Origin of the sequence: Ralstonia sp. RRA, from assembly GCF_037023145.1 — a bacterium.
GTDB lineage: Bacteria > Pseudomonadota > Gammaproteobacteria > Burkholderiales > Burkholderiaceae > Ralstonia.
In genome coordinates, this window is the sequence record NZ_CP146092.1 from 1,391,913 (window position 1) to 1,417,566 (window position 25,654).

Below are 25,654 nucleotides of genomic sequence, written 5' to 3' on the forward strand. Positions count from 1 at the left end.
TCAGGTTGCGTTTATGCAGCCAGTTTTTCGACTTCGGCCACGCGCGACACCAGTGCCGACAGTTCGGCCAGTTCTGCGTCGGTCAGGTCCGTCAGCGGCGCGCGCACCGGGCCCGCGCTGCGGCCAACCACCTTCATGCCGGCCTTGACGATCGACACTGCATAGCCGCGCTTGCGGTTGCGCAGTTGGATGTACGGCAGCACGAAGTCATTGAGCATCTTATAGACCTTGGCGTTGTCGTACGCACGCACGGCAGCGTAGAACTCCAGGGCGAACTTCGGCACGAAGTTGAAGATGGCCGACGAATACGTCGTCACGCCCATCGTCAGGTACGGCAGCGCGAAGGTCTCGGCGGTGGGCAGGCCACCGATGTACGTGAAGCGGTCGCCCAGGCGGGCGTAGATGCGCGTCATCAGTTCCAGGTCGCCCACACCGTCCTTGAAGCCGACGAGGTTCGGGCAACGGTCGGCCAGACGCTCGAGGTGATCGGCGTCGAGGATCTGGTTGGCGCGGTTGTAGATGATCACGCCCAGCTTGGTCGACTTGCAGACCTGCTCCACGTGGGCGGCCACGCCGTCGGCGGAGGCTTCGGTCAGGTACGGGGGCAGCAGCAGGATGCCGTCGGCGCCGGCGGCTTCCGCGGCCTTGCAGTACTCGATCGATTCAGCGGTGCCACGGCCTGCCGGGGCGATCACCGGGATCTTGCCGCCCGTCTCAGCCACGGCAGCGCGCACAACGCGGTCCGTTTCTGCAGCGGTGAGCGAGAAGAACTCCCCCGTACCACCTGCGGCAAACAGGCCGGCAGCATCGTGGCTGAACAGCCATGCCAGGTTCTTGCGATACGCGTCTTCGTCAAACGACAGGTCGGATGCCTTGAAGTGCGTGATCGGGAACGACAGCAAACCGGAGCCAATCTGTTGGGCGAATTCTTTGGGGGTATATCGGGACATGTCTCGCTCCGCGTGGAGACCACCGCTGGGCAGTGGTCACGTGTTGTTGGTGAGCGGATTCTTGCATCGGGAGCGATTCAAGTCCAAGCCAACTACTAACTCGATTGATACACGTTTTGTATTGATACGGGGTGCTCCCTAGGCCGCCGGGTCGGATGCTGCAAATGCACATGAAGCGACCGCCGCTTGGCGCCCAGACACACTATCGCGACGTGCGGGAAGAGGGCCGTGCCACATGCCGGCACTGTTCGGGGACTGCCGAGCGGGCCAATTCTTGCGCTGCGTATCATTCCAATTCAAGATAGTCATGAACGTCAATCCATACCTTTCTTGAATCAATGTTCGAGCTGAGCCAACTCCGTTGTTTTGTCGCCGTGGCAGAAGAACTGCATTTCGGGCGTGCCGCTGAACGCCTGCACATGACACAGCCGCCGCTGTCGCGCCAGGTGCGTCTGCTGGAGCACCAAGTCGGCACCGAACTGCTTGAGCGCAACAGCCGTTCCGTCAGATTGACCGCTGCTGGGCGTAGCTTCTTGCCGGATGCCGCGCGCATCCTGCGGTTGGCCGATGAGGCGGCGGCCACGGCACGGCGCGTCGCCACGGGTGCGGCAGGCGCACTGGCGATCGGCTTTACGGCAACGGTCGGCTATGGGCAGTTGCCCGCGCTGGTGAGCGCCGTGCGCGCTGCGTCCCCTGGGGTGCGGTTGACGTTGAAGGAGATGGTGAGCGGTGCGCAGCTTGCGGCGCTCGATGCGCGCGAGATTGACGTTGGCCTGTTGCGCCCCCCCGTGGAACATGGCGAATTGATCGCCGTGCCGTGTTCGCAAGAGCCGCTCGTGCTGGCGCTGCCGGAAGCGGTGGCCAACACCTGGCCACAGCGCCCCAGCCTGCGCGATTGCGAGGGCAAACCGCTGCTGATGTATTCGCCTTACGAGGCGCGTTACTTCCACCAGTTGGTGAGTGGTCTGCTCGAACGCGCCGAGGTGTTGCCCGACATCGTCGAATATGTCAGCCAGATCCACTCAATGCTGGCGCTGGTGCGCGCAGGGATTGGCGTGGCGCTGATTCCCGCAGCGGCATCAATGCTGCATTTTGAAGGCGTGGTCTACCGCCCCGTGCGCACCACCCCCGCGAAGCCGGTCGAGCTGTGGCTGGCCTATCGCAAGGACAACGACAACCCAGCGTTCCAGGTGTTGAAAGACACGCTGCGCCAGTCGCTCACGAGTGGCCGCTGATGGCGTCAGAGGACCGCACGGGCCCCATCAGCGCGCCGGCCACATTCAGCACCACACCCATCCCATTGATGAGAATGGCGGCCACCCAGGCAACCGCTGACCGATAGGCCTGCGTCGGCCCGCGACGCAGATGGGCGAGCACGCCACCTATGCGCTCTCGCAAGGCATCGTCCGGGCGCCGCTCTACTACCTGCTGGCAGCGGCCGTGGTGTCGGTGGCGGCCATCCTTAGCATGCGCAAGCCGCCACCTTGGCAGCACCCATTGATCGCGTAGACTGGCGAGCAATCCGAGCCTTGAGCAGCATCCTGTATGACCACCGCCGCACCGCGCAAGAAGCGCACTGAGACCCCGTTCACGCCCAGCGAATCCGCCGTCAAGTCACTGGATGCGGCGGTTCGCTATGTGCTCGACAACGGTATCGGCGACATGTCGTTGCGGCGCGTGGCCGAGGCCATCGGCACGAGCCACCGCATGCTGATCTACCACTTCGGCTCCGCCGACGAGTTCTGGGAGATCGTGCTGCGCGAGATCCGCCACCGCGAGCAGCTCGCGCGCGTGCGCGTCCAGAACGACATCGCCGACCCCGTGGCCGCCATTGAAGCCGCATGGGACCGCTACGCGTCCGACGCCTACCTGCCCATCATCCGGCTGTTGTTTGAGCTCTACGCACGCGCCATTCGCGAGCCCGAGCGCTTTCATGATTTTCTCGGCGATGTGGTGGACAGCTGGCTAGCGCCCGTTGCCGCGCTGTTTGAAGCCCAGCTTGGCCTAACGCCTGCAGAAGCCCGCGCCCGTGCCCGTATTCAGGTGGCGACGATGCGCGGCCTGCTGCTCGATCTTGTCACCACGGGCGATCGCAAAGGCACCACTGCCGCATTGAAGCGCTTTGCGCGGATGATCACCGCGCCCTGAGCGCTCAAGCTGTCAGCGGAAAGCCGGTATCAAAGGTCGATGCCACGTCCAGCTTTTGCCTGAGCAGGCCCGACTTCAGATAGAAGTCCGCCGTGCGCTGCTGCTCAGCAATGAGTTGCGCATCAATGGGGCGCCACACCGTCTGGCGCCGGGCGAACTGCAGCCGCGCCGCCTCGGGCGCAATGCCGATGATGCGCGCCAGCGTGGCCGAGTAGCTGTCGACATGCTGGTACGACCATACCTGTGCACGCACCACACGCTGCAGGAAATCACGCAGAACATCGTGCTTGGCAGCCAATGCTGCGTCCGTGGCGGCCAGGTAGCTCAGGCCCGACCACAGCCCGCGCCCGCTCACCAGCACGCGCGCATGCCCGGCGGTTTCGGCCATCGCCGTATAGGGTTCCCACGTCGACCACGCATCAATGGAGCCGTTGACCAGGGCAAGCTTGGCATCGGCGGGCGGCAGAAAGCGGAAGTTGGCATCTTGCGGCCCCAGCCCGGCAGATTCCAACGCCTTGAGCGCCACCAGGTGCCCGATCGAGCCCCGGTTGGTGCCGATGGATCTGCCCTTGAGGTCTGCCGCCGTCTTCAGCGGGGAATCCGGACGTACCAGCACCGCCGTGCCGTAGGGGTCCGACCGGTTCGCGCCGATCAGCTTGATGCGTGTGCCTGCTGCCAGCGCGAAGATGGCCGGCGCATCGCCAATCGGCCCCAGATCCACTGCGCCCGCGTTGAGCGCTTCGGCCAGCGGCGCTGCAGCGGGAAACTCTGTCCACTGAATGTCGTAAGGCACGCCTTTGAGCGCGTCTGCTGCCTCCAGCAGCGCGCGTAGCCCGCCCTTCTGGTCGCCGGCCTTGAGCACGGGGCGTGCCTGTGCAAAGGACAAGGCCGGCGCAGCCGCCAGCATCAGCGCAGATTGTGCAAAACGTCGTCGAGAAATCGGCATGGTGGTCAGTGGATGAAGCCGCCCTTCACATAGCGCACCGGCTCGGTGTCCATGCGGGCGATGAGGGTGTCGAGCCCCGCGGCGCGCGGCGTTTCAGAGACGCGAGAGGCGGAGGTGCAAAGAAAATCGGCGTCGGACCAGGTGGTGCCCGGTTCGCCACGTGCACGCAGCCAGCCATTGCGGTCCGCCAGCAGTTGCGTGCCCGAGAACGCTTGTGGCGTGGTGCCGGCAAGCGCAGCAAAGATGGGCCAGGCATCGCGGCCCACCACCACGCAGTGCGCTCGCATGGGCAGTGCGGGAGACGGCAGCGTGCCGTCCGGCGTAACAAGCAGGGTCTGGAAGCGCGGGTCTTCAATGGGCACCTGCTCTGCCGAGGCGGCATCGATGGCGACGACGCGCACGCGCTGTCTATCACGCCAGGCATTCAGCGGTTGGGGGGCGGCATCGCCGCAACGCACGGACAACGCTGGCAGCGCCACCGGCAACGGCCAGCCCCCTGTGCGCACGCCACCGCTGGCGGCCAGCACTTTCATGTAGTCGAGTACCGCCCAGATGTCGTTGTCGCTCAGCCGGTTGGCGAAGGCGGGCATGGTGGCGACACCTTGCGCGTCCCGCATGCCGTGCGCGATGTGCCAGAACAGTTCGCCATCGGCGTGGCGGCCAAGCAGCGGGCCGACAACGGTGGGCGGCCAGCGTGTGAGCGTGGCGGCCAGCGGGCCCTCGCCGCGGCCATCTGCGCCGTGGCAGCTTGCGCAGGCTGCGTTGTAGACACGGGCGCCGTTGGCAATGGAGGCCAGGGAGAACGAGGTTGGGCTCGCATGAAAGCTGGTCGGCACGGCGGAGGACAGCACCACCGCCGACGGCCACGGCGCCACCACCAGCAAGCCCGCCGCCACACCCAGCGCGACCGCACGCCAACGACGCACCAGTATCGCCACAAGCACCGCTAGCACCGTCAGCGCCAGTGCGATGAGCGTGATGCCCAGTTGTCGCGCCTGCCCGAGATCAATCAGCAGCGTTTCACCGGCAATGCGTGTTCCCCAGGGCCATGCTGCCTGGCCGTGCACATCGCCCGTCAGGCCCAGCGTGTGCAACAACGTCAGCAAACCTTGCTGCGCCCACTGCAGGAAGCCGAGCAACGTGTTGAGCCAGGCCGTCGCTGGAGGGCCGCTCATGACTGCACCTTCATCGTGGAATGTCCTGCGCGCTACCAGGTCTGGCCCAGGCCAAGGTGGCCAAGCGCCTCGTGCCGCAGGGCGTTCAGGCGTGGATCACCGCGATGGCGTGGATAAGGCAGGTCGACCGTCAACTCCGCTGCAATACGCGCCGGGCGCGGGCTGAAGATGATCACGCGCTGGGCCAGGAACAATGCCTCTTCCACATCGTGCGTGACCAGCACCGTGGAAAAGCGCGCACGCTGCCACAACGCCACCAGCTCGCTCTGCATGGCCAGCCGCGTGAGGGAGTCAAGCTTGCCCAGCGGCTCATCCAGCACCAGCAACTGCGGATCATTGACCAATGCGCGCGCCAGCGCCACACGCTGTGCCATGCCGCCCGACAACTCGTGCGGGAACGCGCGATGAAAGCCCTTGAGGCCGACACGCTCCAGCGCATCGTCCACGCGGTCGCGCTCCGCCTTGAGCACGCCGCGCGCCTGCAAGCCGAGGGCGACGTTGTCCCACACCCGGCGCCACGGATACAGCGTCGGGTCTTGAAACACGACAACGCGCGACGGATCCGGCTCGGTGATGGGCGCATCGTCCTGCAGGATGCGGCCACGCGTGGGCGCTTCCAGCCCGGCAATCAGGCGCAGCAAGGTGGATTTGCCGCAGCCGCTGGGGCCCAGCAGTGCGACGAACTCGCCGGGCTGCACGGCCAGGTCAACGTTGTCGAGCACCTGCAGCGGGTTGGCGCGGCTGCCAAACCAGTGGCTCACGCCCTGCACGTCAATGCGTGCGCCGGTGGCCGTGGGTGTGGGGGTTGCCGCCGCAACGGATGCAGCCGCCTCGCGTTCAAGTACGGCTACCATTTCAGCGTCCCCTTCTGCCAGACCAGCGCGCGATCACGCACCTTGAACAGCAGCGTGATGATGCTGGAGAACAGCAGCGCCATCACGATCAGCGCGGCGTACATGTTCACGTAGGAGGCCCAGCCCTGGGCCCACGTCAGATACCACCCGAGGCCCGATTTCACGCCCATCATCTCGGCCGTCACCAGCACCGTAAACGACGCGCCCAGCCCCATGAACAACCCGACGAATACCTGCGGCAACGCGGCCGGAATCGCCACACGCAGCACCAGGAAGGCGTTGGAGGCACCGAGCGTACGGGCCACGTCGTAGTAGCTCTTGTTCACCCCGGCCACACCCGACCACGTGAGCACGGCCACCGGAAAGCCCGACGCCAATGCAATCAGAAAGGCCGCTGCCGAATAGCTCGACGGGAAAAAGTAGAACGTGATCGGCAGCAGCGCCGTGGCGGGCAACGGGCCCAGAATGCGCAGCACCGGATGCACCCAGTACCCCACGGCGCGCGACCAGCCGATCGACACGCCCACCAGAAAGCCCGTCAGCGCGCCAAAGAAGTAACCCAGCCCCAGCAGCTTGAGCGTGTTGATCACGCTGCCACCCAGGCGCGCCCAGTCTTCGGTATAGACCTCGATCAACGCCTGCGGCGGCGCAAAGAACGGCGTAGGCAGGAAGCCCGATTTGGCTGTCAGCGCTTCCCATGCGCCCAGCACGACCGGCACGGCAATGAGCCACGGCCCAAGCGGCAGTAGCGTTTCCTGCACGGCACGCAGGGGTGCCACGTACGCACCCACCAGCGCCAGCACGAACAGCGCAACGCCCACCAGTAATGCCGCGATACCAAGTTCTGCTGTGAAGGCCCAATCGCTGAAGCCGATCACATGGTTGGGCCAGCGCCACGTCAGCAACCCGAAGGCGGCCCACGCCAGCCCGGCCACCGTGCCAGAACGCCATACGCGCGCATTGGTAATCGCGCCGCCAAAAGGGTTGGACAGCGCGGCAGGCGCCTCCAGCGTTTGAGGGGCGGTAGTCGTAGTCATGTCGATGCTCTCCTCATGTCGCGTGCCCTAGGCCAGCACGTTCACGTACACGTGCTGCGCCAGGCGCTGCGGGTCGGTCGTCTTCTTGATGACGCCGATGCGGCGGAAGTCTTCCGCATAGAAGGCGATCTCGTCGCGCAGGTCGACGCCCGTCGGGTGGTGCGTATAGGTGAGCGTGGCGTAGAGCTTGCGCAGATCGTCCACCGCCACCTTGGGCGAGTACTTGGCAAACACCTTGGCGGCTTCGTTCGGGTTCTCGTTGACGAAGTCCGTCGCCTGCACGATGGCGCGTGCCAGGCCGGAGGCCGCCTGGCGGTCATTGCGCACGAGTTCGCCACGCGCGCCGATCACGCAGCAGACTTTGCGTGCGTACTCGCCAGTGAGGTTGGTCGCCAGTTCCACATAGGCGCCGTTGGTGCGCTTTTCCAACAGGTAGAGGTTTGGGTCGCCGTCGGCAATGGCCTGGATCTCGCCCTTGTCCACCGCCACGCCCAGCAGGTCCGCCGGGTACTGGCGCCAGGTGATGTCGCGGTCCGGATCGATGCCGTGCTTGGCCAGCAGGATGGTGAAGAAGTGCTTGCCCGGCGCGGCCAGATCGCTCACGCCCACGGTCTTGCCCTTGAGTGCGGCCAGGTTGGTCACGCCCGCCGCCTTGGAGCCCACCAGCCGCACGCAGCCACCGTGCGAGCTGCCGATGATCTTCACATCAAAGCCCGCCTCCAACGGTTTGAGCCAGCGGTGGATCATCCCCACCGCGGCGTCGGCCTTGCCGGTGGCGATGGATTCGAGCAGTTGGTCGGTCGATCCGCTGTAGTTGATCAGGTCGACCTGTAGACCGTTCTTCTCGAAAAAACCGCGCTCCTGCGCCACCACGATGGGCGTCAGGCAGAACGAATTCTGGTTCCACGCAAACGTCAGCTTGCGCTGTTGCGAGTACGCCTTGCGACCCAGGATCAGGGCCGGTGCGGCCAGCGCCGTGGCAGCGGCCGCGTGCAGTACCTTGCGGCGTGATATGCCCGCATTGTCTTGGCTCATTGAGTGCTCCCCGTATGGTGATGCGTTGGATGTGTTCTGTGCTCGATGTTCTGTTTGGCTCAGTCCAGCACGTCCGGCTCAGCCGCCACAAGGCCCGCATAGAGGCTCTCGAACGCGTGCAACGCGCCTTCGGGCCCGCCGACCTGGCTGTGCGTGTGCTGCGCGGTGACCGCGTCGATCAGCTGCGGCGTGCCGGCCGCTTCGGCCAGCAGTTGCGTGTGCGCGGCGTTGTCCAGCGCGATGTACCACCACGCGGCGGCCTCCACGGTTGGGCCGGCGGTGAGGATGCCGTGGTTCTTCAGGATCACACCCTTGTGCGTGCCGCCGCCCGGTTTGGTCAGTGCGTGCGCAATGCGTTCGCCCTCGCTGGCGTCGACCACCATGCCGGTGAAGTCGTCAAACAGCGCATGGTCTTCGTAGAACGAGCAGGCATCCTGCGTGAGTGGATCGAGCGGCCGGCCCAGCGTCGACCACGCTTTGCCGTACGTCGAATGCGTATGCGCTGCCGCCACGATGTGCGGGTGCGCCTCGTGAATCGCCGCATGAATGGCGAACGCCGCCTTGTTGAGCGGCTGGTTGCCGATGACCGTCTCGCCATGCGCGTTGACAAGCAGCAGGTCCGACACCTTGATGCGCGAGAAATGCACGCCCAGCGGGTTCACCCAGAAGTGGTCGGGCAGTTCCGGATCGCGTGCAGTGATATGCCCGGCCAGCCCAAGGTCAAAGCCATGCCGCGCAAAGATGCGGAAAGCTGCGGCCAGGTGCTCTTGCCGATGGCGCCGTTCTGCCTCAACGGACGTGCGCGCCGCCGGCGGATCGAACCAGAACTTTTGCTGTGGCTGCGGGTTGAGCCGAAGCGAGGTGGACGCTGGGCGCTCGATGGAAAGGACTGCGCTCATGCCCGCCCCCTCACGCCGCCTTGCGCTGCGCGTCGCGCTGGGCAACCAGCTCGCGCACACGCGGGATGAGTGTGCGGCCGTAGTCGACCACATCTTCCAGCGGATCGAAGCCGCGAATCAGGAAGGTCGTGACGCCCAGGTCGTAGTAGTCGAGCAGCGCATCGGCCACCTGCTCCGGCGTGCCGACCAGCGCGGTAGAGTTGGAGCGTGCGCCGGTTTCCTTGGCGATAGCCGTCCACAAACGTTTGTCCACGCGCTCGCCCTGCTCGGCCGCGGCCAGCAGGCGGCGCGCGCCTTCGCTCTGTTGCGGGCCGCCACGGCTGTAGCCTTGCTGCAGACGCAACGCGCGGGTGCGTTCGAGAATGCGCTCGGCGCGGGCCCAGGCAGCTTCTTCCATATCCGCCAGAATCGGCCGGAACGATACCGAGAAGCGAATGCTGCGGCCGTGCTTGGCGGCTTCTGCACGCACACGCGTGGTCAATTCACGCACCTGGTCGAGCGACTCCCCCCACAGGGCGTACACATCGGCGTGCTTGCCCGCCACCTCCACCGCCACGTCCGACGCGCCGCCAAAGTAGATCGGCACATGCGGCTTCTGCGCGGGCTTCACCTCCGAGAAACCCTGCTCGAAACGGTAGAACGCGCCCTCGTGATCGAACGGTTTGGCCTCGGTCCAGATGCGGCGCAGGATGCTGAGGTATTCATCGGTGCGTGCGTAGCGCTGGTCGTGATCGAGGTAGTCGCCATCGCGGCGCTGCTCGCTGTCGGAGCCACCCGAGATGAAGTGCACCCCCAGGCGTCCGCCGGTGAACTGGTCCAGCGTTGCAATCTGGCGTGCGGCCAGCGTCGGGTTGGTGAAGCCTGGCCGATGCGCCAGCATGAAGTGGATGCGCTCGGTCAGCGCGGCTGCGTACGAGATCGTCAACGTGGCCGATGGGCCGGTCGAATGGTGCGGCACCAGAATGCGGTCGAAGCCGGCCTGCTCGTGTGCCTGCGCAAAAGCACGCACATAGTCGCGATCGATCACCGGCCCATTCGGATCAGGCGGATGGATTTCCGACTGCTTCTGGCTCTGGATCATGCCGATGAAATCGACGCTCATGATGGCTCGCTCCGCATATCGTTAGAAGATCGGCGAGGCTGTATTTGCTGCGCTGCACCTCGCCATGAATGCGAATGAAGTTACGTCACCACCAGCGTTGCACTAACGAATAAATTCAACGCTGCATATTCGGCATGGATCGTTCGCTGTGCATGGCAACACGGATACGCTGTGCGGCAACATCACTTGCCTCGTGCGCTGCTTCGCCATGTCGTCCATCCCCCTGCATCGCCTGCCCACGGCACCCGAACGGCTTGCCGAGGTGCTGGCCGCCATCACGCCGCAACTGGCTGCCACCGCTGCGGAGCACGATGCGCAGGGCACGTTTGCGCACGAGAACTTTGCCCTGCTGCATGCCTCCGGGCTGACCGCGCAAGTCATTCCGCAAGCACACGGCGGCGGTGGCGCTGACTTGGCCACGGCGCGCCGCATCATCGCGTCGGTTGCGTATGGCGATGCCGCAACAGCGCTTGTGCTGACGATGACGTATCTGCAGCATCGTGCGCTGGGCCGCGCCGATACGCGATGGCCCGCGCATCTACGGCAGCAGGTGTTTTCCACGGCATTGAGTGAAGGTGCCCTCATCAACGCATTGCGCGTGGAGCCAGATTTGGGCACACCGGCACGCGGCGGCCTGCCCGGCACCGTCGCCACGCGTGTGGGAGACCACTGGCGCATTCACGGCCGCAAGCTCTACAGCACCGGCAGTCCAGCGCTGCGCTGGCTGGCGGTGTGGGCGCGCACCGATGAAGCGGAGCCGCGCGTCGGCATCTTCCTCGTCCCGCGCCCGCTGCCGGACACGCCCGGCATCCGTATCGAACCCACCTGGAACCACCTTGGCCTGCGCGCTTCCGGCAGCCACGACGTTGTGCTGGAAGACGTGACCATCCCGCTCGACCACGCCGTTGACATCCGGCCTGCCGCTGAGTGGGCAGATAGCGGCGCGCATGTCGATCCGCAAGCCTGGATGGCCGTCTTGCTCGGCAGCCTGTACGACGCCGTGGCGCAGGCTGCGCTCGATTGGCTTGTGCAGTTCCTGAATACGCGCGCGCCCGCCAACCTCGGTGCACCGCTGGCAACGCTTCCCCGTATGCAGGAAGCCGCCGGTGAAATTGCTGCCGCGCTGCGCACCAACCGTGTGCTGCTCGACCACGCTGCCGAGGCAGCCGATGCCGGCACACCGCTCTCCACGACCGATAGCGGCTTGCTCAAATACACCGTCACCGGCAATGCCATCCGCGCGGTGGAACTGGCGCTGCAGCTCTCGGGCAACCACGGCCTGTCGCGCCACAACCCACTTGAGCGTCACTACCGCGACGTGCTCTGCAGCCGCATCCACACCCCGCAGAACGATTCGATCCTGCTGGCCGCCGGCCGCACTGCGCTTGGGGTTTAGCTGGACGCCAGAACCCCAGTCCAGCAAGATGAGCCGAACCCCCACATCAGGAACCTGCCGATGAGCACGCCTGCCCTCGCTACCGCACCTGCACAAACGCAATCCCCGCAATCCATCTTGCCGCTGCGCGATTTCGTGACCGCACTGTCCCGCCTGCTCGATCAGCAGCCGACGGAAGCGGAAATTCTCTCGCGTGCCGGCGCGCTGCTCGGCGCGCTCGTCGCGCAAGACAACTGGCTGCCTACCGAATACGCCCAGCCGCACCCCGAGCATTTCCAGCAGTACCTGCTGCATGTCGATTCCGGTGAGCGCTTCTCCATCGTCAGCTTTGTCTGGGGCCCGGGGCAGCGCACGCCCATCCATGACCACACCACGTGGGGCCTGATCGGCATGCTGCGCGGTGCGGAGTACTCGCAGCCATTCAAGCTCGAAGCCGATGGGCGCCCACTGCCCGATGGTGCGGCCATCCGTCTGGAGCCCGGCCAGGTCGAGCGCGTGTCACCGCGTGTGGGCGACATCCACCGCGTGCACAACGCGTTTGACGATCGCACGTCGATCAGCATCCACGTGTACGGCGGCAACATCGGCGGCATCCACCGCTCCGTCTATACGGAAGACGGTGAGCGCAAGCCGTTCATCTCCGGTTATTCGAATACTCACCTGCCCAATCTCTGGGACCGTTCCAAGGACACGTCTGCCTCATGAGTACCGCCATCGACACCCTCGAAGCCACCGACTCGCCGGTCGCCGCACCGCTGGCCGAGACCCACGTCCCCACGCTCACCTACGCTGACGTGCGCGCTGCGTTGCTGGCCCGCAAGGAAATCGCCCTGGTCGATGTGCGCGAAGAAGACCCATACGCGCAGGCGCACCCGCTGTGGGCGGCCAACCTGCCGCTCTCGCGGCTGGAGCTGGAGGCATGGTCGCGCATTCCGCGCCGGGATACGTTGATTGTTCTGTATGGCGTGCACGACGGCGTGGACTTGGCCCCGCAAGCGGCCGCCAAACTGGCTGAACTCGGCTACACGCGTGTCTATCTGCTCGAAGGTGGTCTGGATGGCTGGCGTGCGGCTGGCGGCGAGGTCTTCCAGGACGTGAACGTGCCCAGCAAAGCCTTTGGCGAATACGTGGAGGCACAACGCCACACGCCTTCGCTCAGCGCGCAGGAAGTCAAGGCGCTGCTCGATGCCAAGCGCGACGTGGTGATCGTCGATGCGCGCCGCTATGACGAATTCCAGACCATGAGCATCCCCACTGCGACCAGCGTGCCGGGGGCGGAGCTTGTGCTGCGCATCCGTGAACTGGCGCCGGACCCGGCCACGCAGGTCATCGTCAACTGTGCCGGGCGCACGCGCAGCATCATCGGCACGCAATCGCTCGTGAATGCCGGCATTCCCAACCCGGTGGCGGCGCTGCGCAATGGCACCATCGGCTGGCTGCTGGCCGATCAGGTGCTGGACCACGGCATCAACCGTCGGCACCCGGAAGCCGTGTCCGCACAGACCCGCGCGCAGGCCCAGGCTGATGCCCGCGCCGTGGCGGAACGTGCCAACGTGCCCCGCATTGCCTTGGCCGACGTTGCCAAGCTGGAAGCCCCGGACCGCACGCTCTACAAGCTGGACGTGCGCACGCCCGAGGAATATGCCGCCGGCCACCTGCCCGGCTTTGCCAGCGCCCCGGGCGGACAGCTCGTGCAGGAGACTGACCACACCGTCGCCGTGCGCGGCGCCCGCATTGTCCTGACCGACGACGACGGCGTACGTGCGGATATGACCGCCTCGTGGCTCGCGCAGATGGGCTGGGAGGTGTACGTGACCGATCCGGTCGACGCCAGCGCGCGCAGCGCGACCGGCCCGTGGCATGCCCCCACCGCCGACACGCCCGCCGTGCGGACGGTCGATGCGCGCGCCCTGGCCGGTTGGCTGGAAGCCGGTGACACCGCCGTCATCGACGTCACCCGCAGCGCCAACTACGTAGCGCGGCATGTTCCAGGCGCCTGGTTTGCCGTGCGTTCCGACCTGGCCTGCGCGCTCCAGCGCATCCCGCCGGCCCGCCGCTACGTGCTGACTTGCGGCTCCAGCTTGCTTGCCCGCTTTGCCGCTGTGGATCTGGCCAAGCTCACGCAAGCCGAGGTCTGGGTGCTCGACGGCGGCACGGCAGCCTGGGTGGCGGCCGGCCTGCCGGTTGAATCGGGCGAAACGCACCTCGCCTCCGACCGGATCGACCGCTACCGCCGCCCGTACGAAGGCACCAACGCGCCGCGCGCGGCCATGCAGGGCTATTTGGACTGGGAGTTCGGTCTGGTGGAACAACTCGGCCGGGACGGCACGCACGGTTTCCGGGTCATCTGATCAAGCGGCTGAGGTTCTGGTCTCCGCCCTTGAGGTTTTGAACGCCGCATCTGACGTTCTGAACCTCAGGGTGCCGGGTTCTGAACCCGCCCCTCTAGGTTCTGAACACCCTCGTTGAAGTTCGGAGCGCCAACGATGGCCTTTGGAGCGCGAAAGGCGGCGTTCCGAACGCGTCGCCCTCACAAACTCACTTGCTTGCTAACGCCGCTAACAACGAGCGATAACAAAACTCGTTTTGCGCATAAGCCCGCCTTGAGTAGCATCGGGACTTCCTCGCCGAGGTCTCGACATGTCTCCGTTCATCGCGGTCTGCCTGCTCATCACTTACGTGGTGTGGGGCACGACCTATCTCGCCATCCGTTTTGCGCTGACCGATCTGCCGCCCTTCCTGATGATGGGTTCGCGGTTTCTGGTGGCGGCAGCGCTGCTCGCCCCCCTGATCCTCCTGCGCCAGCGTGAGCGGCCGAGCTGGCGCCAAGTGCGCAACTGCGCGCTGATTGGTGCCTTCATGCTGGTGGGCGGCATGGGCATGACGGCGGTGGCCGAGCAGACCATCTCGTCGGGCGCCACCACCGTGATGATCGCGTCGATGCCGCTGTTCTCTACCCTGTGGACGCTGCTGGCGGGCGGCCGTCTGCGGGCGTATGAGATTGGCGCAATTGCGCTGGGCAGCATCGGCATTGCCGTGCTGTTTCACGGTGCGGAATTCCAGGCCAGCACCGCCGGCGTGCTGGCGCTGACCACGGCCATTGCTTCGTGGTCGTTCGGCTCGCAGCTCTCCAAGCGCATCGACATGCCCAAGGGCACGACGGCCTTTGTGTTGGAAATGGCCTTTGGCGGCGTGGCGCTGGTGCTGCTCAGCCTGATCGTGGGTGAAAAGTGGCCGCACAGCATCGGGTTGCACTCGGCGCTGGCGTGGGGCTATCTGGTGGTGTTCGGTTCGGCCATTGCGTTCACGGCTTACATGGCGCTGGTGGAGCGCGTGTCCACCGTCATGGCGACGAGCTATGTCTACGTGAACCCGCCCATCGCCCTGCTCATGGGCGCATGGCTGGCCGATGAGCAGGTCGCACCGCAAACGCTGGGGGCCACGGGCATCATCCTGGCGGCCGTGGTGGTGCTAACAACCGGCGCCACACGTGCCGCGCGGCGAGCGGCGGCCTGAGCGTCACCCCGCAAGCGACGAGGGCAACGCGCCCGAAGGCTCGGTTTCGCCCTCCGGCGTATCGCCCGGTGCGCCGGCATTGCCACTGCCCCGCCGCTGGAGCCACGCCATCAACGGCTGGGCCTGCAGTGGGCGCGAGAACAGGTAGCCCTGCCCCAAGTCGCAACCGGCCTTGCGCAGCAGCGCGAGTTGCTCGGCGTCTTCCACCCCTTCAGCCACCACTTCCATCTTCAGGCTGTGCGCCATGGCGATGACCGCGCCGGCAATGGCCTCGCCGTCGCCCGGCATGCGCTGCACAAAGCTGCGGTCAATCTTGAGCTTCTGGATCGGGAAGCGCTGCAGATACGCCAGCGACGAATACCCCGTGCCGAAATCGTCGATCGACAGGCTGATGCCCGCCAGGTGCAGTGCCTCAAGCAACGCGATGTTGGCTTCGATGTCTTCCATCAGCACGCTTTCGGTAATCTCCAACTCCAGCATGTGCGGCGGTAGGCCCGTCTCGGCCAGCACGTTGAGCACGTTCTGCACGAGGGCCGGATCGCGCGCCTGCCGTCCAGAGAGATTGACCGACACGCGCAGTGCGACACCGTCTTCACGCATCCAGCGCGCGGCCTGCTTGCACGCGGTGCGCAGCACCCACAAGCCCAGCGGCACGATCAGGCCGGTTTCTTCCGCCACGGCGATGAACTCGCCGGGGCCAATCACGCCAATCTCCGGATGGCGCCAGCGCACCAGGGCTTCCACGCCGTGCACGTGCGAGGCGGGCACCATTGCACCATCCGTGTCGAGGCCTTGCAGGCGCACCTGCGGCTGATACGCCAGCAGCAACTCTTCGCGGTCGAGTGCGCGGCGCAGGTCGGCCTCCACGCGCAGGCGGCGACGGGCTTGTTGGTCCATCTCGGATGTGAAGCTTGCGGCAGCATTCTTGCCGCGGTTCTTGGCGTAGTACATCGCCGTATCGGCATTGCGCGTGAGGGCCTGCACATCACGAGCGTCATGCGGATACAGGCTCACGCCCACGCTGGCCGTGACGTAGATCTGGTGCAGATCCAGCGCAAACGGCGCCGCCAGCGCCGCGAGAATGCGCTTGGCCAGGCCATCGGCAAGCTCGGCAGCGTCCGAAGGGGTAATCGATGCGCGGCCGGACAGTTCGGCAATGATGGCGAACTCGTCTCCCCCAATGCGGCACAGCACGGCGCGCAGGTTGGCCTGCTCAATCACCTCGTTCAGGCGGCGCGCCACCTGGCGCAGCAGGCGGTCGCCATTGTTGTGGCCCAGCGTGTCGTTGACCACCTTGAAGTTGTCGAGATCCAGCAGCAACAGGCCAACCGCCCCCGCCTGTCCTGCACGCTTGAGCGAAACCTGCAGTCGTTCGTTGAAGGCGTGCCGGTTCGGCAGCTCCGTCACCGAGTCGATGTGGGCGAGATAGTCCAGGTGGGCTTCGGCCTGCAACACCGCGCGGCGCATGCGGGCACACACCAGATAGGCGACGCCCATGGCGCCAATGCCCACCGACACCGTCAGCACGGCGTAGCCCAGCAACTGCATGTACAGGTCGATCAGGCTGGAGCGGATCACCACGTAGCCGATCACGCGGCGCTCGGACTCCACCGGTTCCACCACCTCCAGCGTGGTCAGCGTGGAGACGTTTTCTTCGCGCAGCATGGCGGCATCGGGCGCACGCACGGGGGCGGCCTCACCATGCTGGTACAGCGCCAGCGGCTTGCGTAGCGCCGTGAAGATGCCGGCCGCGCGCAATGGTGGGGATGCCCCCAGGGCGCCCAGCGTTTCTTCGGCCGCACGGCGATCGTTGAACAACAGCGCCGCCACACTGTTGGCGCCAATGATGCGCGCCTGCACGTGCACGTCGCGCACCAGCGCCGCATGCAGGGCGATGAACTGGAACACGATCAGCAGGAAGCCAGCGATGGTCAGCGCTGCACCGGCACCGGCCATGTTTGCCCGCACCACGGTGTGCCCCAGGCGGGGACGTTGTGTCATCAGGGCCGGGTTCATTGCACGCTCCTTGCCAGGCGCAGCAACTGCGAGCTGAGTTGCAGGCCGGCTTGCCGCGCCGCCCCGGCATCGATGTCGAATACGACCCGCTTGTCCTGCAGCGCCAGTGCAATCATCGGCACCAGCGCACTATTACGGCCATCGCCCACCGTGAGCACGGGGGTGGCCGGGTTCAGGCGGACGCCGGCAGCCGATCGTGCATCAAGCACCAGCACATGGCAGCCGCCCACGGCGCCATCGTTGATCTTTCGGATTTCCAGCCGGTGTCCGCGCACGGGTTTTCCTGTCAATTGTTCCAAGGCCGCTTGCAGAGGGGGCTCGGCGGCCACGCACAGCACCATGGGGGCGTCTGCCAGCATCGCGTCAGTCGGCCAGGTGGTGAACAGTGCAAAGTTGTAGATGAAGGCCGCCTTGATCTGGACTTCGCTGGCCTGCATCTGCGCATAGGTGGCCCGCATCCACGCCACCGTTGTCAACACCACGGCCAACGCCGCGCACAGCCGGCGCAGGCGCTGGATCGTGGCACGACGGAGGTAGGCGCGCAGTGCGTTCATCGGAAGGTGTAGGTGAGCTTCAGGCGAAACGTGCGGCCGTCCTGCTGGATGGCAGGCATCACCACCTCTGGCCCGACCGGATCGGCATAGCGCCGGTCGAACAGGTTGTAGAGACTGGCCGACATCTCCAGATTGGGCGCCAGCCGCGTCGCCAGCAACGTCAGGTTGGCGATCCAGTAGCCACCCACGCTGCCCGATGTCGTCAAGCGGTTGCTGATGTACTGCGCCTCGAGCCCCGCCCGCCAGTCGCTACGCCACAGCGGCATGCTGGCGTTGAGCTTGAGCATGCGGCACGGGGAATCGCTCAGCGTCTGGCCGGTGATGCCGTCTTCTGAATGCTGGAAGCTGTAGCTCGCACGCAGGCGGGTGCCGCCAGGCCAGTTCTGCTGGTAGCCGAGTTCTGCGCCGCGCGTGCGCACACGCGACACGTTGCTGAAGACCAGCAGCCCAGTGTTGGGGTCTTCGCTCTGGCTGATCAGGTTGGAGACGTTGTTCTGAAACACCGACAGCGTGGCCTTGCCGCCGGCGCTGACCTGCTGCTCCAGCACGGCTTCATACGTCCGGATGCGCTCGGCGACCAGGCCCGTGTTGACCTGCTGGCCACCGGGGGCCACGGTCTGGTAGTTCAGCTCGTAATCGTTGGGCGCGCGGTAGGCCATCCCGTAGATCGCCTTGACGGTTGTGGTGGGGGCGGCGTGCCAGATCAGGCCTACACGCGGGCTGAAGATGCCCGGTGAAAAGGTGGTGTGGTCGTAGCGCAGGCCGGTGTCGAGCACCCAGTTCTGGTTGATGGCGAACTGGTCCTGCACGTAGACGCCAACGCGAGTGTTGTTGCGATGGTCGTCCAGGTAGCTGAAGTACGGCGTGACATCGAAGTTGCGCATCGCGTCGCGGTAGTCACGCTGCAATTCGGTGCCGATGGCAAGCGTGTGCTGATCGAAGCGGCGCGTGACGAGCTTGAGTTCCGCGCCATACCAGGCGGAGTCGTACCAGTCCCGGTTCTCGGTTACCGGCGGATAGTCGTAGATGTAATGGCCCTGCGATACGTAGCGGCCCCAGTACAGCCGCGCCGACACATCGGTGGTGTCGTCCAGCGCGTGCTGCCACGTGCCGTCCAGCATCTGGCGCGTGTCGATGCTGCGCGAGCGCTGGTCGTTGAAGAATTGGTCGTACGGTGCGGTGGGCGTGCCCTTGGTGCGGTCCGCATAGCCGAAGGTCAGTCCGAATTCACCAAAGCTGCCCCTGGCGAACAGGCGCTTGCTGCGGTCGAAATCCATGCCGCGCGCAATGCCGTCGCTCACGCCGGGCCGGTTGAACTGCGGGAAGTACAGGTCACGGCCGGGCGCGTCGCTCACGCTGGCCGAGAGCAGCCATTCGGCGCCGTTTTCTGCCCGGTTACCCCAGGTGACGCGGCCTTCGCGTGCGTTGGCACTGCCGGTGGCGCCGCTGACCTGCACGCCGCCGATGTCCCTCCCGCGCTTGGTGATGATGTTGATCACGCCAAACAGCGCATTCGAGCCATATGCGGCAGAGCCTGCGCCGGGCACGTATTCGATGCGCTCGATCAGGTCCACATCGAGCATCGCATCGGTGCCCACCGCAGCCTCGTCGAAGACGGAATCATTGGTACGGTAGCCATCGATCAGCAGCAGGAAGCGCGTGTCGTAGTCGCCCGGGCGCAGGAAGCCGCGTGCGCCAAGCGAGGCGTAGCTGCAGTCGTAGTTGGTGTAGAGCCCTGGCAGGCTGGCCAGGATGTCGGCCAGCGTGCGCCAGCCGTAGGTCTTGATGTCATCGGCCGTGATGACCTGCACGTTGGCGGGTGCTTCATTGGCCGCTTCTGCGTACTTGGACGCACCGGTCACCACCTGCACTTGCATCAACTGCTCGATGGGCAGCGCGGTCAGATCGCTCACGTCGGTTCCCGCATAGACGATGGCTGGTGTCAGCAGAAATGCCAGCGCAAACATTTGCGCATTGCCGATCCGCCTGAAATTCCGCAAAAACAGGTGCAGCGACAAGACAAACGGAACCATGGCACGTACGCGCTTTCGAGGGCCGTGGGGGGCACGGCAGACGAGCGCGCGGGCAATCACAACTAGGGGCGACATCGGCAAAGCAGCAGAACCGATCACGTCTCTGGAGGACGTTCAACGGGATTTCAATCGTTCTGCTCTAAAACGGAGGACGGAGGCGGTTCTTTACCCCCTCCGTGGGCGGGACGACACAATGCCGCGCTTGTGGTGCGCGGCAGGTGGTGTGGTGACCGGGGTGGAAACTCAGCGGCGGCGCTTGCGCAGGCGCTCGATGGCGGCCAGTTGGGCCACGGCTTCGGCCAGTTCCGCCTGGGCGCGGGCGTAGTCGATCTTGCTGTGGCTGTTCTGCATGAGTTCTTCGGCGGCCTTGCGTGCCTGCTGGGCTTTGGCCTCGTCCAGATCACGCGCACGTACGGCGGTGTCGGCCAGCACGATCACCTGTTCGGGCTGCACGTCAACAAAGCCGCCCGCCACGAACAGGATGACCTCCTCGTCGTTCTCCAGCGTGACGCGCACGGTGCCGGGGCGCAGGCGCGTGAGCAGGCGCTCGTGGCCGGGCAGGATGCCCAGTTCGCCCTCGGTGCCGGGAATGACCACGAACTTGGCTGCGCCTTCGTACAACCGCTCTTCTGCCGTTACGACATCGACCTTCAGCACCGGCATGGTGTCTCCTGTTCCTGTGTTGCGTGCACTGGTTCACAAGGTAGCACGATGTGCGCCCAGCGCCCTACCCTCTGCCACAGGATGCGTGTGCTGCAAGGCTCGCCGCCTGCGCTGCCCCAACGCTTCGTAAGGTTTCACAGTGTGAAGCGTCACAAAGGCTGTCTACACTCTGTCGCCAAATAGCGAATGAAATGCAGAGGAAACACGAGCATGCTGGGCGATCTGTTGATGTCGTTCTTCGAGGTGGCCCGCCAGGGCAGCGTGACGGGCGCGGCCAAGCGCCTGCGCCTGTCGCAGCCCACCGTGACCGGACGCATCCGCCAACTGGAAGAGATGTACGGCGTGGAGCTGTTCCACCGCCGTGGCAGCCGGCTGGACCTGTCTGACCTAGGCGTGAGTCTCATGCCGATTGTCGAGCGCCTTGCCCAGCAGGAAGGCGACGTCGATTTTCTCCTGCGCAATGCGGGCGACCTACGCACCGGCAATCTGCGTGTGGGCGCCACCGGCCCTTACTACATCCTGCCCAGCGTGGCCGCCTTCCGCGCCCGCTACCCGACCATCGAGATCACCATCGAATTCGGCAACTCGCAGCAGATGCTCGAAGCGCTGTCCGAAGTCCGCATCGACCTGGCCGTTTCGTCGCATGCGGTGGATGACGAACGCCTGCATCGCATCACCCTGGCTGACGACACGATGGTGCTGGTGGTGCCGCTGGATAGCCCGCTGGCGCGCCGCCCGCATGTGACGCTGGACGACGTTGCAGGCTGCCAGCTGCTGATGCGCGAGCAAGGCTCCGTCACCCGCCGCGTGACCGAAGACGCCCTGGCCGCCGCCGGCATCGAGCCGGCCAGCATGAGCATCATCGGCAGCCGCGAGGCCATCTATGAGGCGATCAGCCTGGGGTTGGGCTGCAGCATCGTGCCCGCACGTGAGGCACCGCGCCGGCCCGACGTGCGTGTGCTGCCATTTGCCGCCAATGCGCCGGTCATCCACGAATACCTGTATTTCCTGAAGGAGCGCAGGGATTCTCGGCTGGTGCGCAGCTTCCTGGATTGTCTGGACAAACACCACCCGAAGAAAAACGCCGATGCGTTCATCGCCAAAGTTATGGCGATGGACACAACCACGACGCGTTGAGGCAGTAACCTCGCGGTTTTTCCAACCGCCACTGCCACCCGTTGTATGCAATCGCTTGCCCTGTTCGACCTGGACCACACCCTGCTGCCCATCGACAGCGAATATGAATGGGGCCGCTTCCTGGTTGCCCAGGGCGCAGTCGATCGCGAGGCCTTTGAGCAAGCCAACGATCGCTGGATGCGCGAGTACCGCGAGGGCACGCTCGACTTCGCACGCCATGCACGCTTCTCGCTCGGGCTGCTGGCGCAGCATCCGCGCACCCGGCTCGATGCCTGGCGCGCCACCTTCATGCGCGAAGTCATCCAACCTGCCATGCTGCCGCGCGCCAGGAAACTGGTGGACACGCACCTGCACGTAGGCGACCTCTGCTGCATCGTCACTGCCACGCACCGCTACCTGACCGAGCCGATTGCCGCCGCCTTCAATGTGCCGCACCTGCTGGCTGTGGAAGGCGAGACGGTTGGCAACCAGGCTGACAGCGATTTCACGGGCAACCTGGTCGGCACCCCAAGCTTTGGCGCCGGCAAGATCGTGCGCGTGAATGAATGGCTTGCGCAGCGCGGCCAACGCATGGCGGACTTCTCCCGCACGGTGTTCTACAGCGATTCACGCAACGATCTGCCGCTGCTGGAAGCCGTCTCCCATCCCATTGCCATCAGCCCCGATGCCACCTTGCGCGGCGTGGCCGAAGCACGTGGCTGGCCGGTGATCGAACTCTTCGCCGCTTAAATTTTTTCTGGCGTTTCTGTTTAGTGCCACTTACTGTGCGTCCGTTACCGGATACGGTTCATCCGTGACGGTGTAGCCCAGGTCCCGCAGCTTCTGTTTGACCAGATCTCGCTGCGCTTTGCTGTACGTCACGTCGTCTTCGACCTTGAACGGCACATCGATCTTGAGCGTGTTGACAAGGATGTTCAGGGCGTAGTCCCACGCGCGAACGTGGTGCAGCTCTTGAGAGACGAGGTATGAGTTGCGGCCTTCTTCTCTGTAGTGACTGACGACGATGTCCTTGAGCGGCATCGAATCATTCAGCACCGGGATCAACACAGACATGAACTTTGGAATACACCAGGCGCTGTATTGGTGGAAAGTGGAAAGAAACTTGGCTTTGGCCGCAGGTAGCTTTGTTCCCAGTTCATAAGCAAACCGCTCGTTACTGCCCGGAAAGTCCAGAAGTGCGAGGCCGAAGACGGCGCCATAGCGGGTGTCAATATATTTGGTACCCAGGTACGGCCTGATGTCCGCAATCCTCTGCCCAACCGGCACAGGCATTTGGGCCATAATGAGCAAGAGGTCGTTTTTCGGGTATGAAAGGGGGAAATCCAATCTAGCCTTGAGTATCGGATAGACCTCCGGGCGTGGGTCCTCAAGCAAACCAAGTACGGTGTTACTCCGACCCTCCATGATCGGCCCATATGCGAGTAATACAGTCGATTCCAGCGTGTGAAAGGGCCGCAAATACCCGTATGCAGTAAGTTGCGTGGAAGGGTCTAGTTCCGGGTCACTTATGATAGAACGTATCTCCGGAATAATTTTAATTCCCTGCTGATCAACATAAGCTTGGGCAGCACCCCAATCTTGCTCTTGGAGCATTCTTGCTAGCGGCTGCTTGGCGGTACTTACCAGCCTGACTGGGACGCTGAGCGCATGAGATGACGGCATTGGTATGCCGAGGAAGCTCAGCGCACCACTCAAGAAAATGCACCATGATTGGATTCGCGCACGATTGCATTTCATGATTCTGTCACCTCTCACTGCGCCGCCGTTACCGGATACGGTTCGTCCGTGACGGTATAGCCCAGGTCGCGCAGCTTCTGTTTGACCAGATCACGCTGCGCTCTGCTGTACGTCACGTTGTCTGCAATCTTGAACGGTACGTCCAGATTGAGCGTCTTGACGATGATGTTCAACGCGTAGTCCCACGCGCGTACATAGCGCAACTCTTCGGGGGTCATGTATGACTCGCTGCCGTCTTCGTTGCGACGGCGCACGCCGATGTCTTTGAGTGGGGTCGGGTCATTCAGGACGGGGATCAGCACCGGTACGAACTTGGGGATACGCCAGGCGCGGTATTCGTAAAAAATAGAAAGAAAAGTTTCTTTTGCAGAGGGCCATTTTGTTCCCAACTCATAGGCAAACCGCTCGTTACTGTTCGGGTCGCCCAATAACGCAAGGCCGAAAATTGCGCCGTAGCGAGTATCGATATAGCTAGCCTCCAGATACGGCTTGATGTCCGCAATCCGTTGCTCTTCGGGTACCGGCATCTGGGCCATCACGAGCAGAAGGTTTTTGTTTGTCTCCTCCCTTGGGGGAAGCAATTTGGCTCTGAGAATAGGATAGACCTCGGCCCGAGGATTTTCGATCAGGCCCAGCACGCTGTTACTTCGCCCCCCTTCTCCTAGTCCTTGCGCCAGCAGCAAGGCGGAGTCCAGCGTGCGCACGCGACGCAGATAGCCGTACGCAATATCCCGTGTGGTGCTGTCCGTCTTTGGATCATTCACGATGACACGAATCTCCGGAATGATGCCGATGCTTTGCCGGTCAACATAAGCCTGGGCGGCATCCCAGTCCCGCTTCTGAATCATTTGTGCCAACGGCAACATGGTGGCGCTCTCCTGGGTGGTCGGGGCTTGTGCGGCCGCATAGGCTGGCAACAGCGGCGCGCAAAGGATGCTGATTGCGATCAGGCAAACATGCCCTGATCGGTTTTTTGTTCGAATGGGTTCCATGAGGCTTGGGTATTGGTGGATGAAATGACTCTGTTCTGCAGCGCAATCGCCCGCGCTGTCACGATCTCGGAGTGGGGGTATGAAGACACGATCTTCGGCACCACCTGACAGCACAGCATCTTGCCGCCCACATCCCAGCCGTTGCCCACGTTGGACTGCCGGCCAAGCTGCCGCGTGGTGGCCGCAAGTGGGCCGTAGGTGGTGATCAGACCCGTGTAGCAATACATCAGCATGCGGCGGGACCAGTAGTCTTGCAACGCGTGCGATTCACTGGGCCCGTTCGGGATCGGCACCACCACGTTGTCGCCCTCGGCGTTGGCGGTGGCTGGGTGCCATAAGCCCAGGAAGTGCCCGATCTCGTGCGCAAAGGTCTGCACCAACCTGTCTCGGGAGGATGGCGTTTGACCATGCATCTTGTCGGCTGCCACCAGTGCGGTGTTCTTGCTGCCCCAGCCGATACCGCCACCCACCACGGAGTCCACCACGTACATGTTGAGGTGGTTGGGCACGCGGCCGTGGCGAGCATGATGATGGCCGGGGTGCCACGGAAGACCTGCTAGATGGTGGCCCGATTCAAGGCAGGCGCCATGTGCAGCACCTCACGTGCGGTTTTACTCCGCCGCTGTCACCGGATACGGTTCATCCGTGACGGTGTAGCCCAGGTCCCGCAGCTTCTGTTTGACCAGATCACGCTGCGCTTTGCTGTACGTCACGTTGTCTGCGATCTTGAACGGCACGTCCAGCTTGAGCGTCTTGACGATGATGTTCAACGCGTAGTCCCATGCGCGCACGTAGCGCAGCTCTTCGGGTGTCATGGATGACTCGCTGCCGTCTTCGTTGCGACGGCGCACGCCGATGTCTTCGAGCGGTAACGGATCGTTCAGGACGGGGATCAGTACCGGTACGAACTTGGGGGTGCGCCACGCCCGGTACTCATAAAAAATCGTCAAAAAATCTTGCTTGCGCTGACGGCGGTCGGTGCCCAGTTCATGTGCCATGCGCTCAAGGCTGCCTGGCTCATTCAGCAGCGCCAAGCCAAACAAAGCGCCGTACCGAGTTTCGTAGTAACTAGCCTCCAGATACGGCTTGATGTCCGCAATCCGTTGCTCCTCAGGTACGGGCATCTGCACCATAACGAGCAGCAGTTTTTTGTTCTTCTCCTCCCTTGGAGGAAGCAATTTGGCCTTGAGAATAGGATAGACCTCGGCACGAGGGTTTTCGATCAGGCCCAGCACGCTGTTGTTTCGACCTCCCTCCCCAACCCCCTGTGCTAGCAGCACAGCCGAGTCCAATGTACGTACACGGCGTAGATAGCCGTAGGCGATATAACGCGTGGTGCTGTCCGTCTTCGGATCATTCACGATGGCACGAATCTCCGGAATGATGCCGATGTTCTGTCGGTCAACATAAGCCTGGGCGGCATCCCCGTCCCGCTTCTGAATCATTTGTGCCAACGGCAACATG

General features: G+C 64.2%; 26 protein-coding genes. 9 read left to right on the top strand and 17 right to left on the bottom strand.

The window, feature by feature from the left end; genetic code table 11:
• Nucleotides 1–11: 11 nt before the first annotated feature.
• Nucleotides 12–950, bottom strand: a complete 939-nt coding sequence (kdgD, locus tag V6657_RS24270; RefSeq protein WP_048935445.1) for a 5-dehydro-4-deoxyglucarate dehydratase — start codon at nt 948–950, stop codon at nt 12–14.
• Nucleotides 951–1,288: 338 nt separating this feature from the next.
• Here kdgD and V6657_RS24275 point away from each other — a divergent pair, with 338 nt between their 5' ends.
• Nucleotides 1,289–2,185, top strand: coding sequence for a LysR substrate-binding domain-containing protein (locus V6657_RS24275; RefSeq protein ID WP_048935444.1), 897 nt, complete (start codon nt 1,289–1,291; stop codon nt 2,183–2,185).
• Here the strand turns inward: V6657_RS24275 and V6657_RS24280 are convergent.
• Nucleotides 2,169–2,327: a hypothetical protein gene (locus V6657_RS24280; protein WP_160315312.1), complete on the bottom strand. Its 159-nt coding sequence runs from the start codon at nt 2,325–2,327 to the stop codon at nt 2,169–2,171. The two genes, V6657_RS24275 and V6657_RS24280, sit on opposite strands and share 17 nt — an antisense overlap.
• On the opposite strand from V6657_RS24280, the gene V6657_RS24285 reads away from it, so the two are divergent.
• Complete coding sequence (locus V6657_RS24285) at nt 2,316–2,459, top strand: hypothetical protein (RefSeq protein WP_160315311.1); 144 nt, start codon at nt 2,316–2,318, stop codon at nt 2,457–2,459. The two genes, V6657_RS24280 and V6657_RS24285, sit on opposite strands and share 12 nt — an antisense overlap.
• A 36-nt stretch (nt 2,460–2,495) precedes the next feature.
• The gene (locus V6657_RS24290) at nt 2,496–3,098 is read left to right on the top strand and encodes a TetR/AcrR family transcriptional regulator (protein WP_048935443.1); all 603 of its coding nucleotides are present in this window, start codon (nt 2,496–2,498) and stop codon (nt 3,096–3,098) included.
• Between the two features lie 4 nt (nt 3,099–3,102).
• On the opposite strand, the gene V6657_RS24295 is transcribed toward V6657_RS24290, so the two are convergent.
• From V6657_RS24295 to V6657_RS24325, 7 genes are read right to left on the bottom strand one after another with little or no spacing between them, the layout of a single operon-like run.
• Nucleotides 3,103–4,044, bottom strand: a complete 942-nt coding sequence (locus V6657_RS24295) for an ABC transporter substrate-binding protein (RefSeq protein WP_048935442.1) — start codon at nt 4,042–4,044, stop codon at nt 3,103–3,105.
• A gap of 5 nt (nt 4,045–4,049) precedes the next feature.
• On the bottom strand, nt 4,050–5,219 hold the full coding sequence (locus tag V6657_RS24300) for a cytochrome c (protein WP_048935441.1): 1,170 nt from the start codon (nt 5,217–5,219) through the stop codon (nt 4,050–4,052).
• A 32-nt stretch (nt 5,220–5,251) separates the two neighbouring features.
• Nucleotides 5,252–6,073, bottom strand: a complete 822-nt coding sequence (locus tag V6657_RS24305; RefSeq protein ID WP_048935440.1) for an ABC transporter ATP-binding protein — start codon at nt 6,071–6,073, stop codon at nt 5,252–5,254.
• Entirely contained in the window at nt 6,067–7,110 is a 1,044-nt protein-coding gene (locus V6657_RS24310; protein ID WP_048935439.1) for an ABC transporter permease subunit, read from the bottom strand. The genes V6657_RS24305 and V6657_RS24310 overlap by 7 nt, the downstream gene beginning before the upstream one ends.
• Nucleotides 7,111–7,137: 27 nt before the next feature.
• Nucleotides 7,138–8,145, bottom strand: a complete 1,008-nt coding sequence (locus V6657_RS24315) for an ABC transporter substrate-binding protein (protein ID WP_048935438.1) — start codon at nt 8,143–8,145, stop codon at nt 7,138–7,140.
• Nucleotides 8,146–8,204: 59 nt separating this feature from the next.
• Nucleotides 8,205–9,044 carry a class II aldolase/adducin family protein gene (locus V6657_RS24320; protein ID WP_048935437.1) on the bottom strand — a complete coding sequence of 280 codons (840 nt, stop codon included), beginning with the start codon at nt 9,042–9,044 and terminating at the stop codon, nt 8,205–8,207.
• 10 nt (nt 9,045–9,054) lie between these two features.
• Nucleotides 9,055–10,146, bottom strand: a complete 1,092-nt coding sequence (locus V6657_RS24325; RefSeq protein WP_048935436.1) for an LLM class flavin-dependent oxidoreductase — start codon at nt 10,144–10,146, stop codon at nt 9,055–9,057.
• 208 nt (nt 10,147–10,354) lie between these two features.
• Here V6657_RS24325 and V6657_RS24330 point away from each other — a divergent pair, with 208 nt between their 5' ends.
• The 4 genes from V6657_RS24330 (at nt 10,355) to V6657_RS24345 (ending at nt 15,058) form a co-directional block, all read left to right on the top strand.
• Nucleotides 10,355–11,542: an acyl-CoA dehydrogenase family protein gene (locus V6657_RS24330; RefSeq protein ID WP_048935491.1), complete on the top strand. Its 1,188-nt coding sequence runs from the start codon at nt 10,355–10,357 to the stop codon at nt 11,540–11,542.
• Nucleotides 11,543–11,602: 60 nt separating this feature from the next.
• Nucleotides 11,603–12,247, top strand: coding sequence for a cysteine dioxygenase (locus V6657_RS24335; RefSeq protein WP_048935435.1), 645 nt, complete (start codon nt 11,603–11,605; stop codon nt 12,245–12,247).
• Nucleotides 12,244–13,893, top strand: a complete 1,650-nt coding sequence (locus tag V6657_RS24340; RefSeq protein ID WP_048935434.1) for a rhodanese-related sulfurtransferase — start codon at nt 12,244–12,246, stop codon at nt 13,891–13,893. Before V6657_RS24335 ends, V6657_RS24340 begins: the two co-directional genes overlap by 4 nt.
• 289 nt (nt 13,894–14,182) lie before the next feature.
• Nucleotides 14,183–15,058 (top strand): EamA family transporter, encoded by an 876-nt coding sequence (locus V6657_RS24345; RefSeq protein WP_048935433.1) that lies wholly within the window; start codon nt 14,183–14,185, stop codon nt 15,056–15,058.
• 3 nt (nt 15,059–15,061) lie between these two features.
• Here the strand turns inward: V6657_RS24345 and V6657_RS24350 are convergent, their stop codons facing one another.
• The 4 genes from V6657_RS24350 to V6657_RS24365 form a co-directional block, all read right to left on the bottom strand.
• On the bottom strand, nt 15,062–17,074 hold the full coding sequence (locus tag V6657_RS24350; RefSeq protein WP_048935432.1) for an EAL domain-containing protein: 2,013 nt from the start codon (nt 17,072–17,074) through the stop codon (nt 15,062–15,064).
• Nucleotides 17,071–17,628, bottom strand: coding sequence for a YfiR family protein (locus tag V6657_RS24355; RefSeq protein WP_048935431.1), 558 nt, complete (start codon nt 17,626–17,628; stop codon nt 17,071–17,073). Before V6657_RS24355 ends, V6657_RS24350 begins: the two co-directional genes overlap by 4 nt.
• Entirely contained in the window at nt 17,625–19,595 is a 1,971-nt protein-coding gene (locus V6657_RS24360; RefSeq protein ID WP_082170294.1) for a TonB-dependent receptor, read from the bottom strand. Before V6657_RS24360 ends, V6657_RS24355 begins: the two co-directional genes overlap by 4 nt.
• 309 nt (nt 19,596–19,904) lie before the next feature.
• Complete coding sequence (locus V6657_RS24365) at nt 19,905–20,324, bottom strand: F0F1 ATP synthase subunit epsilon (protein WP_048935429.1); 420 nt, start codon at nt 20,322–20,324, stop codon at nt 19,905–19,907.
• 210 nt (nt 20,325–20,534) lie between these two features.
• Between V6657_RS24365 and V6657_RS24370 the strand changes: the two genes are divergently transcribed.
• Nucleotides 20,535–21,461 carry a LysR substrate-binding domain-containing protein gene (locus V6657_RS24370; RefSeq protein ID WP_048935428.1) on the top strand — a complete coding sequence of 309 codons (927 nt, stop codon included), beginning with the start codon at nt 20,535–20,537 and terminating at the stop codon, nt 21,459–21,461.
• A 45-nt stretch (nt 21,462–21,506) separates the two neighbouring features.
• Nucleotides 21,507–22,190, top strand: a complete 684-nt coding sequence (locus V6657_RS24375; protein ID WP_048935427.1) for an HAD family phosphatase — start codon at nt 21,507–21,509, stop codon at nt 22,188–22,190.
• Between the two features lie 30 nt (nt 22,191–22,220).
• On the opposite strand, the gene V6657_RS24380 is transcribed toward V6657_RS24375, so the two are convergent.
• From V6657_RS24380 to V6657_RS24395, 4 genes are all read right to left on the bottom strand, one after another.
• Complete coding sequence (locus V6657_RS24380) at nt 22,221–23,198, bottom strand: hypothetical protein (protein ID WP_137884550.1); 978 nt, start codon at nt 23,196–23,198, stop codon at nt 22,221–22,223.
• A gap of 14 nt (nt 23,199–23,212) precedes the next feature.
• Nucleotides 23,213–24,190, bottom strand: a complete 978-nt coding sequence (locus tag V6657_RS24385; protein ID WP_137884551.1) for a hypothetical protein — start codon at nt 24,188–24,190, stop codon at nt 23,213–23,215.
• Nucleotides 24,145–24,699 carry a reprolysin-like metallopeptidase gene (locus V6657_RS24390; RefSeq protein WP_048935424.1) on the bottom strand — a complete coding sequence of 185 codons (555 nt, stop codon included), beginning with the start codon at nt 24,697–24,699 and terminating at the stop codon, nt 24,145–24,147. Before V6657_RS24390 ends, V6657_RS24385 begins: the two co-directional genes overlap by 46 nt.
• Before the next feature lie 102 nt (nt 24,700–24,801).
• Entirely contained in the window at nt 24,802–25,653 is an 852-nt protein-coding gene (locus tag V6657_RS24395; protein WP_048935423.1) for a hypothetical protein, read from the bottom strand.
• Nucleotide 25,654: the final 1 nt, after the last annotated feature.

Bases quoted from the DNA above. Each gene is read 5' to 3' on its own strand.
- kdgD (WP_048935445.1), bottom strand. From the start codon at position 950: ATGTCCCGATATACCCCCAAAGAATTCGCCCAACAGATTGGCTCCGGT.
- V6657_RS24275 (WP_048935444.1), top strand. From the start codon at position 1,289: ATGTTCGAGCTGAGCCAACTCCGTTGTTTTGTCGCCGTGGCAGAAGAA.
- V6657_RS24285 (WP_160315311.1), top strand. From the start codon at position 2,316: ATGGGCGAGCACGCCACCTATGCGCTCTCGCAAGGCATCGTCCGGGCG.
- V6657_RS24290 (WP_048935443.1), top strand. From the start codon at position 2,496: ATGACCACCGCCGCACCGCGCAAGAAGCGCACTGAGACCCCGTTCACG.
- V6657_RS24295 (WP_048935442.1), bottom strand. From the start codon at position 4,044: ATGCCGATTTCTCGACGACGTTTTGCACAATCTGCGCTGATGCTGGCG.
- V6657_RS24300 (WP_048935441.1), bottom strand. From the start codon at position 5,219: ATGAGCGGCCCTCCAGCGACGGCCTGGCTCAACACGTTGCTCGGCTTC.
- V6657_RS24305 (WP_048935440.1), bottom strand. From the start codon at position 6,073: ATGGTAGCCGTACTTGAACGCGAGGCGGCTGCATCCGTTGCGGCGGCA.
- V6657_RS24310 (WP_048935439.1), bottom strand. From the start codon at position 7,110: ATGACTACGACTACCGCCCCTCAAACGCTGGAGGCGCCTGCCGCGCTG.
- V6657_RS24315 (WP_048935438.1), bottom strand. From the start codon at position 8,145: ATGAGCCAAGACAATGCGGGCATATCACGCCGCAAGGTACTGCACGCG.
- V6657_RS24320 (WP_048935437.1), bottom strand. From the start codon at position 9,044: ATGAGCGCAGTCCTTTCCATCGAGCGCCCAGCGTCCACCTCGCTTCGG.
- V6657_RS24325 (WP_048935436.1), bottom strand. From the start codon at position 10,146: ATGAGCGTCGATTTCATCGGCATGATCCAGAGCCAGAAGCAGTCGGAA.
- V6657_RS24330 (WP_048935491.1), top strand. From the start codon at position 10,355: ATGTCGTCCATCCCCCTGCATCGCCTGCCCACGGCACCCGAACGGCTT.
- V6657_RS24335 (WP_048935435.1), top strand. From the start codon at position 11,603: ATGAGCACGCCTGCCCTCGCTACCGCACCTGCACAAACGCAATCCCCG.
- V6657_RS24340 (WP_048935434.1), top strand. From the start codon at position 12,244: ATGAGTACCGCCATCGACACCCTCGAAGCCACCGACTCGCCGGTCGCC.
- V6657_RS24345 (WP_048935433.1), top strand. From the start codon at position 14,183: ATGTCTCCGTTCATCGCGGTCTGCCTGCTCATCACTTACGTGGTGTGG.
- V6657_RS24350 (WP_048935432.1), bottom strand. From the start codon at position 17,074: ATGAACCCGGCCCTGATGACACAACGTCCCCGCCTGGGGCACACCGTG.
- V6657_RS24355 (WP_048935431.1), bottom strand. From the start codon at position 17,628: ATGAACGCACTGCGCGCCTACCTCCGTCGTGCCACGATCCAGCGCCTG.
- V6657_RS24360 (WP_082170294.1), bottom strand. From the start codon at position 19,595: ATGTTTGCGCTGGCATTTCTGCTGACACCAGCCATCGTCTATGCGGGA.
- V6657_RS24365 (WP_048935429.1), bottom strand. From the start codon at position 20,324: ATGCCGGTGCTGAAGGTCGATGTCGTAACGGCAGAAGAGCGGTTGTAC.
- V6657_RS24370 (WP_048935428.1), top strand. From the start codon at position 20,535: ATGCTGGGCGATCTGTTGATGTCGTTCTTCGAGGTGGCCCGCCAGGGC.
- V6657_RS24375 (WP_048935427.1), top strand. From the start codon at position 21,507: ATGCAATCGCTTGCCCTGTTCGACCTGGACCACACCCTGCTGCCCATC.
- V6657_RS24380 (WP_137884550.1), bottom strand. From the start codon at position 23,198: ATGAAATGCAATCGTGCGCGAATCCAATCATGGTGCATTTTCTTGAGT.
- V6657_RS24385 (WP_137884551.1), bottom strand. From the start codon at position 24,190: ATGGAACCCATTCGAACAAAAAACCGATCAGGGCATGTTTGCCTGATC.
- V6657_RS24395 (WP_048935423.1), bottom strand. From the start codon at position 25,653: ATGTTGCCGTTGGCACAAATGATTCAGAAGCGGGACGGGGATGCCGCC.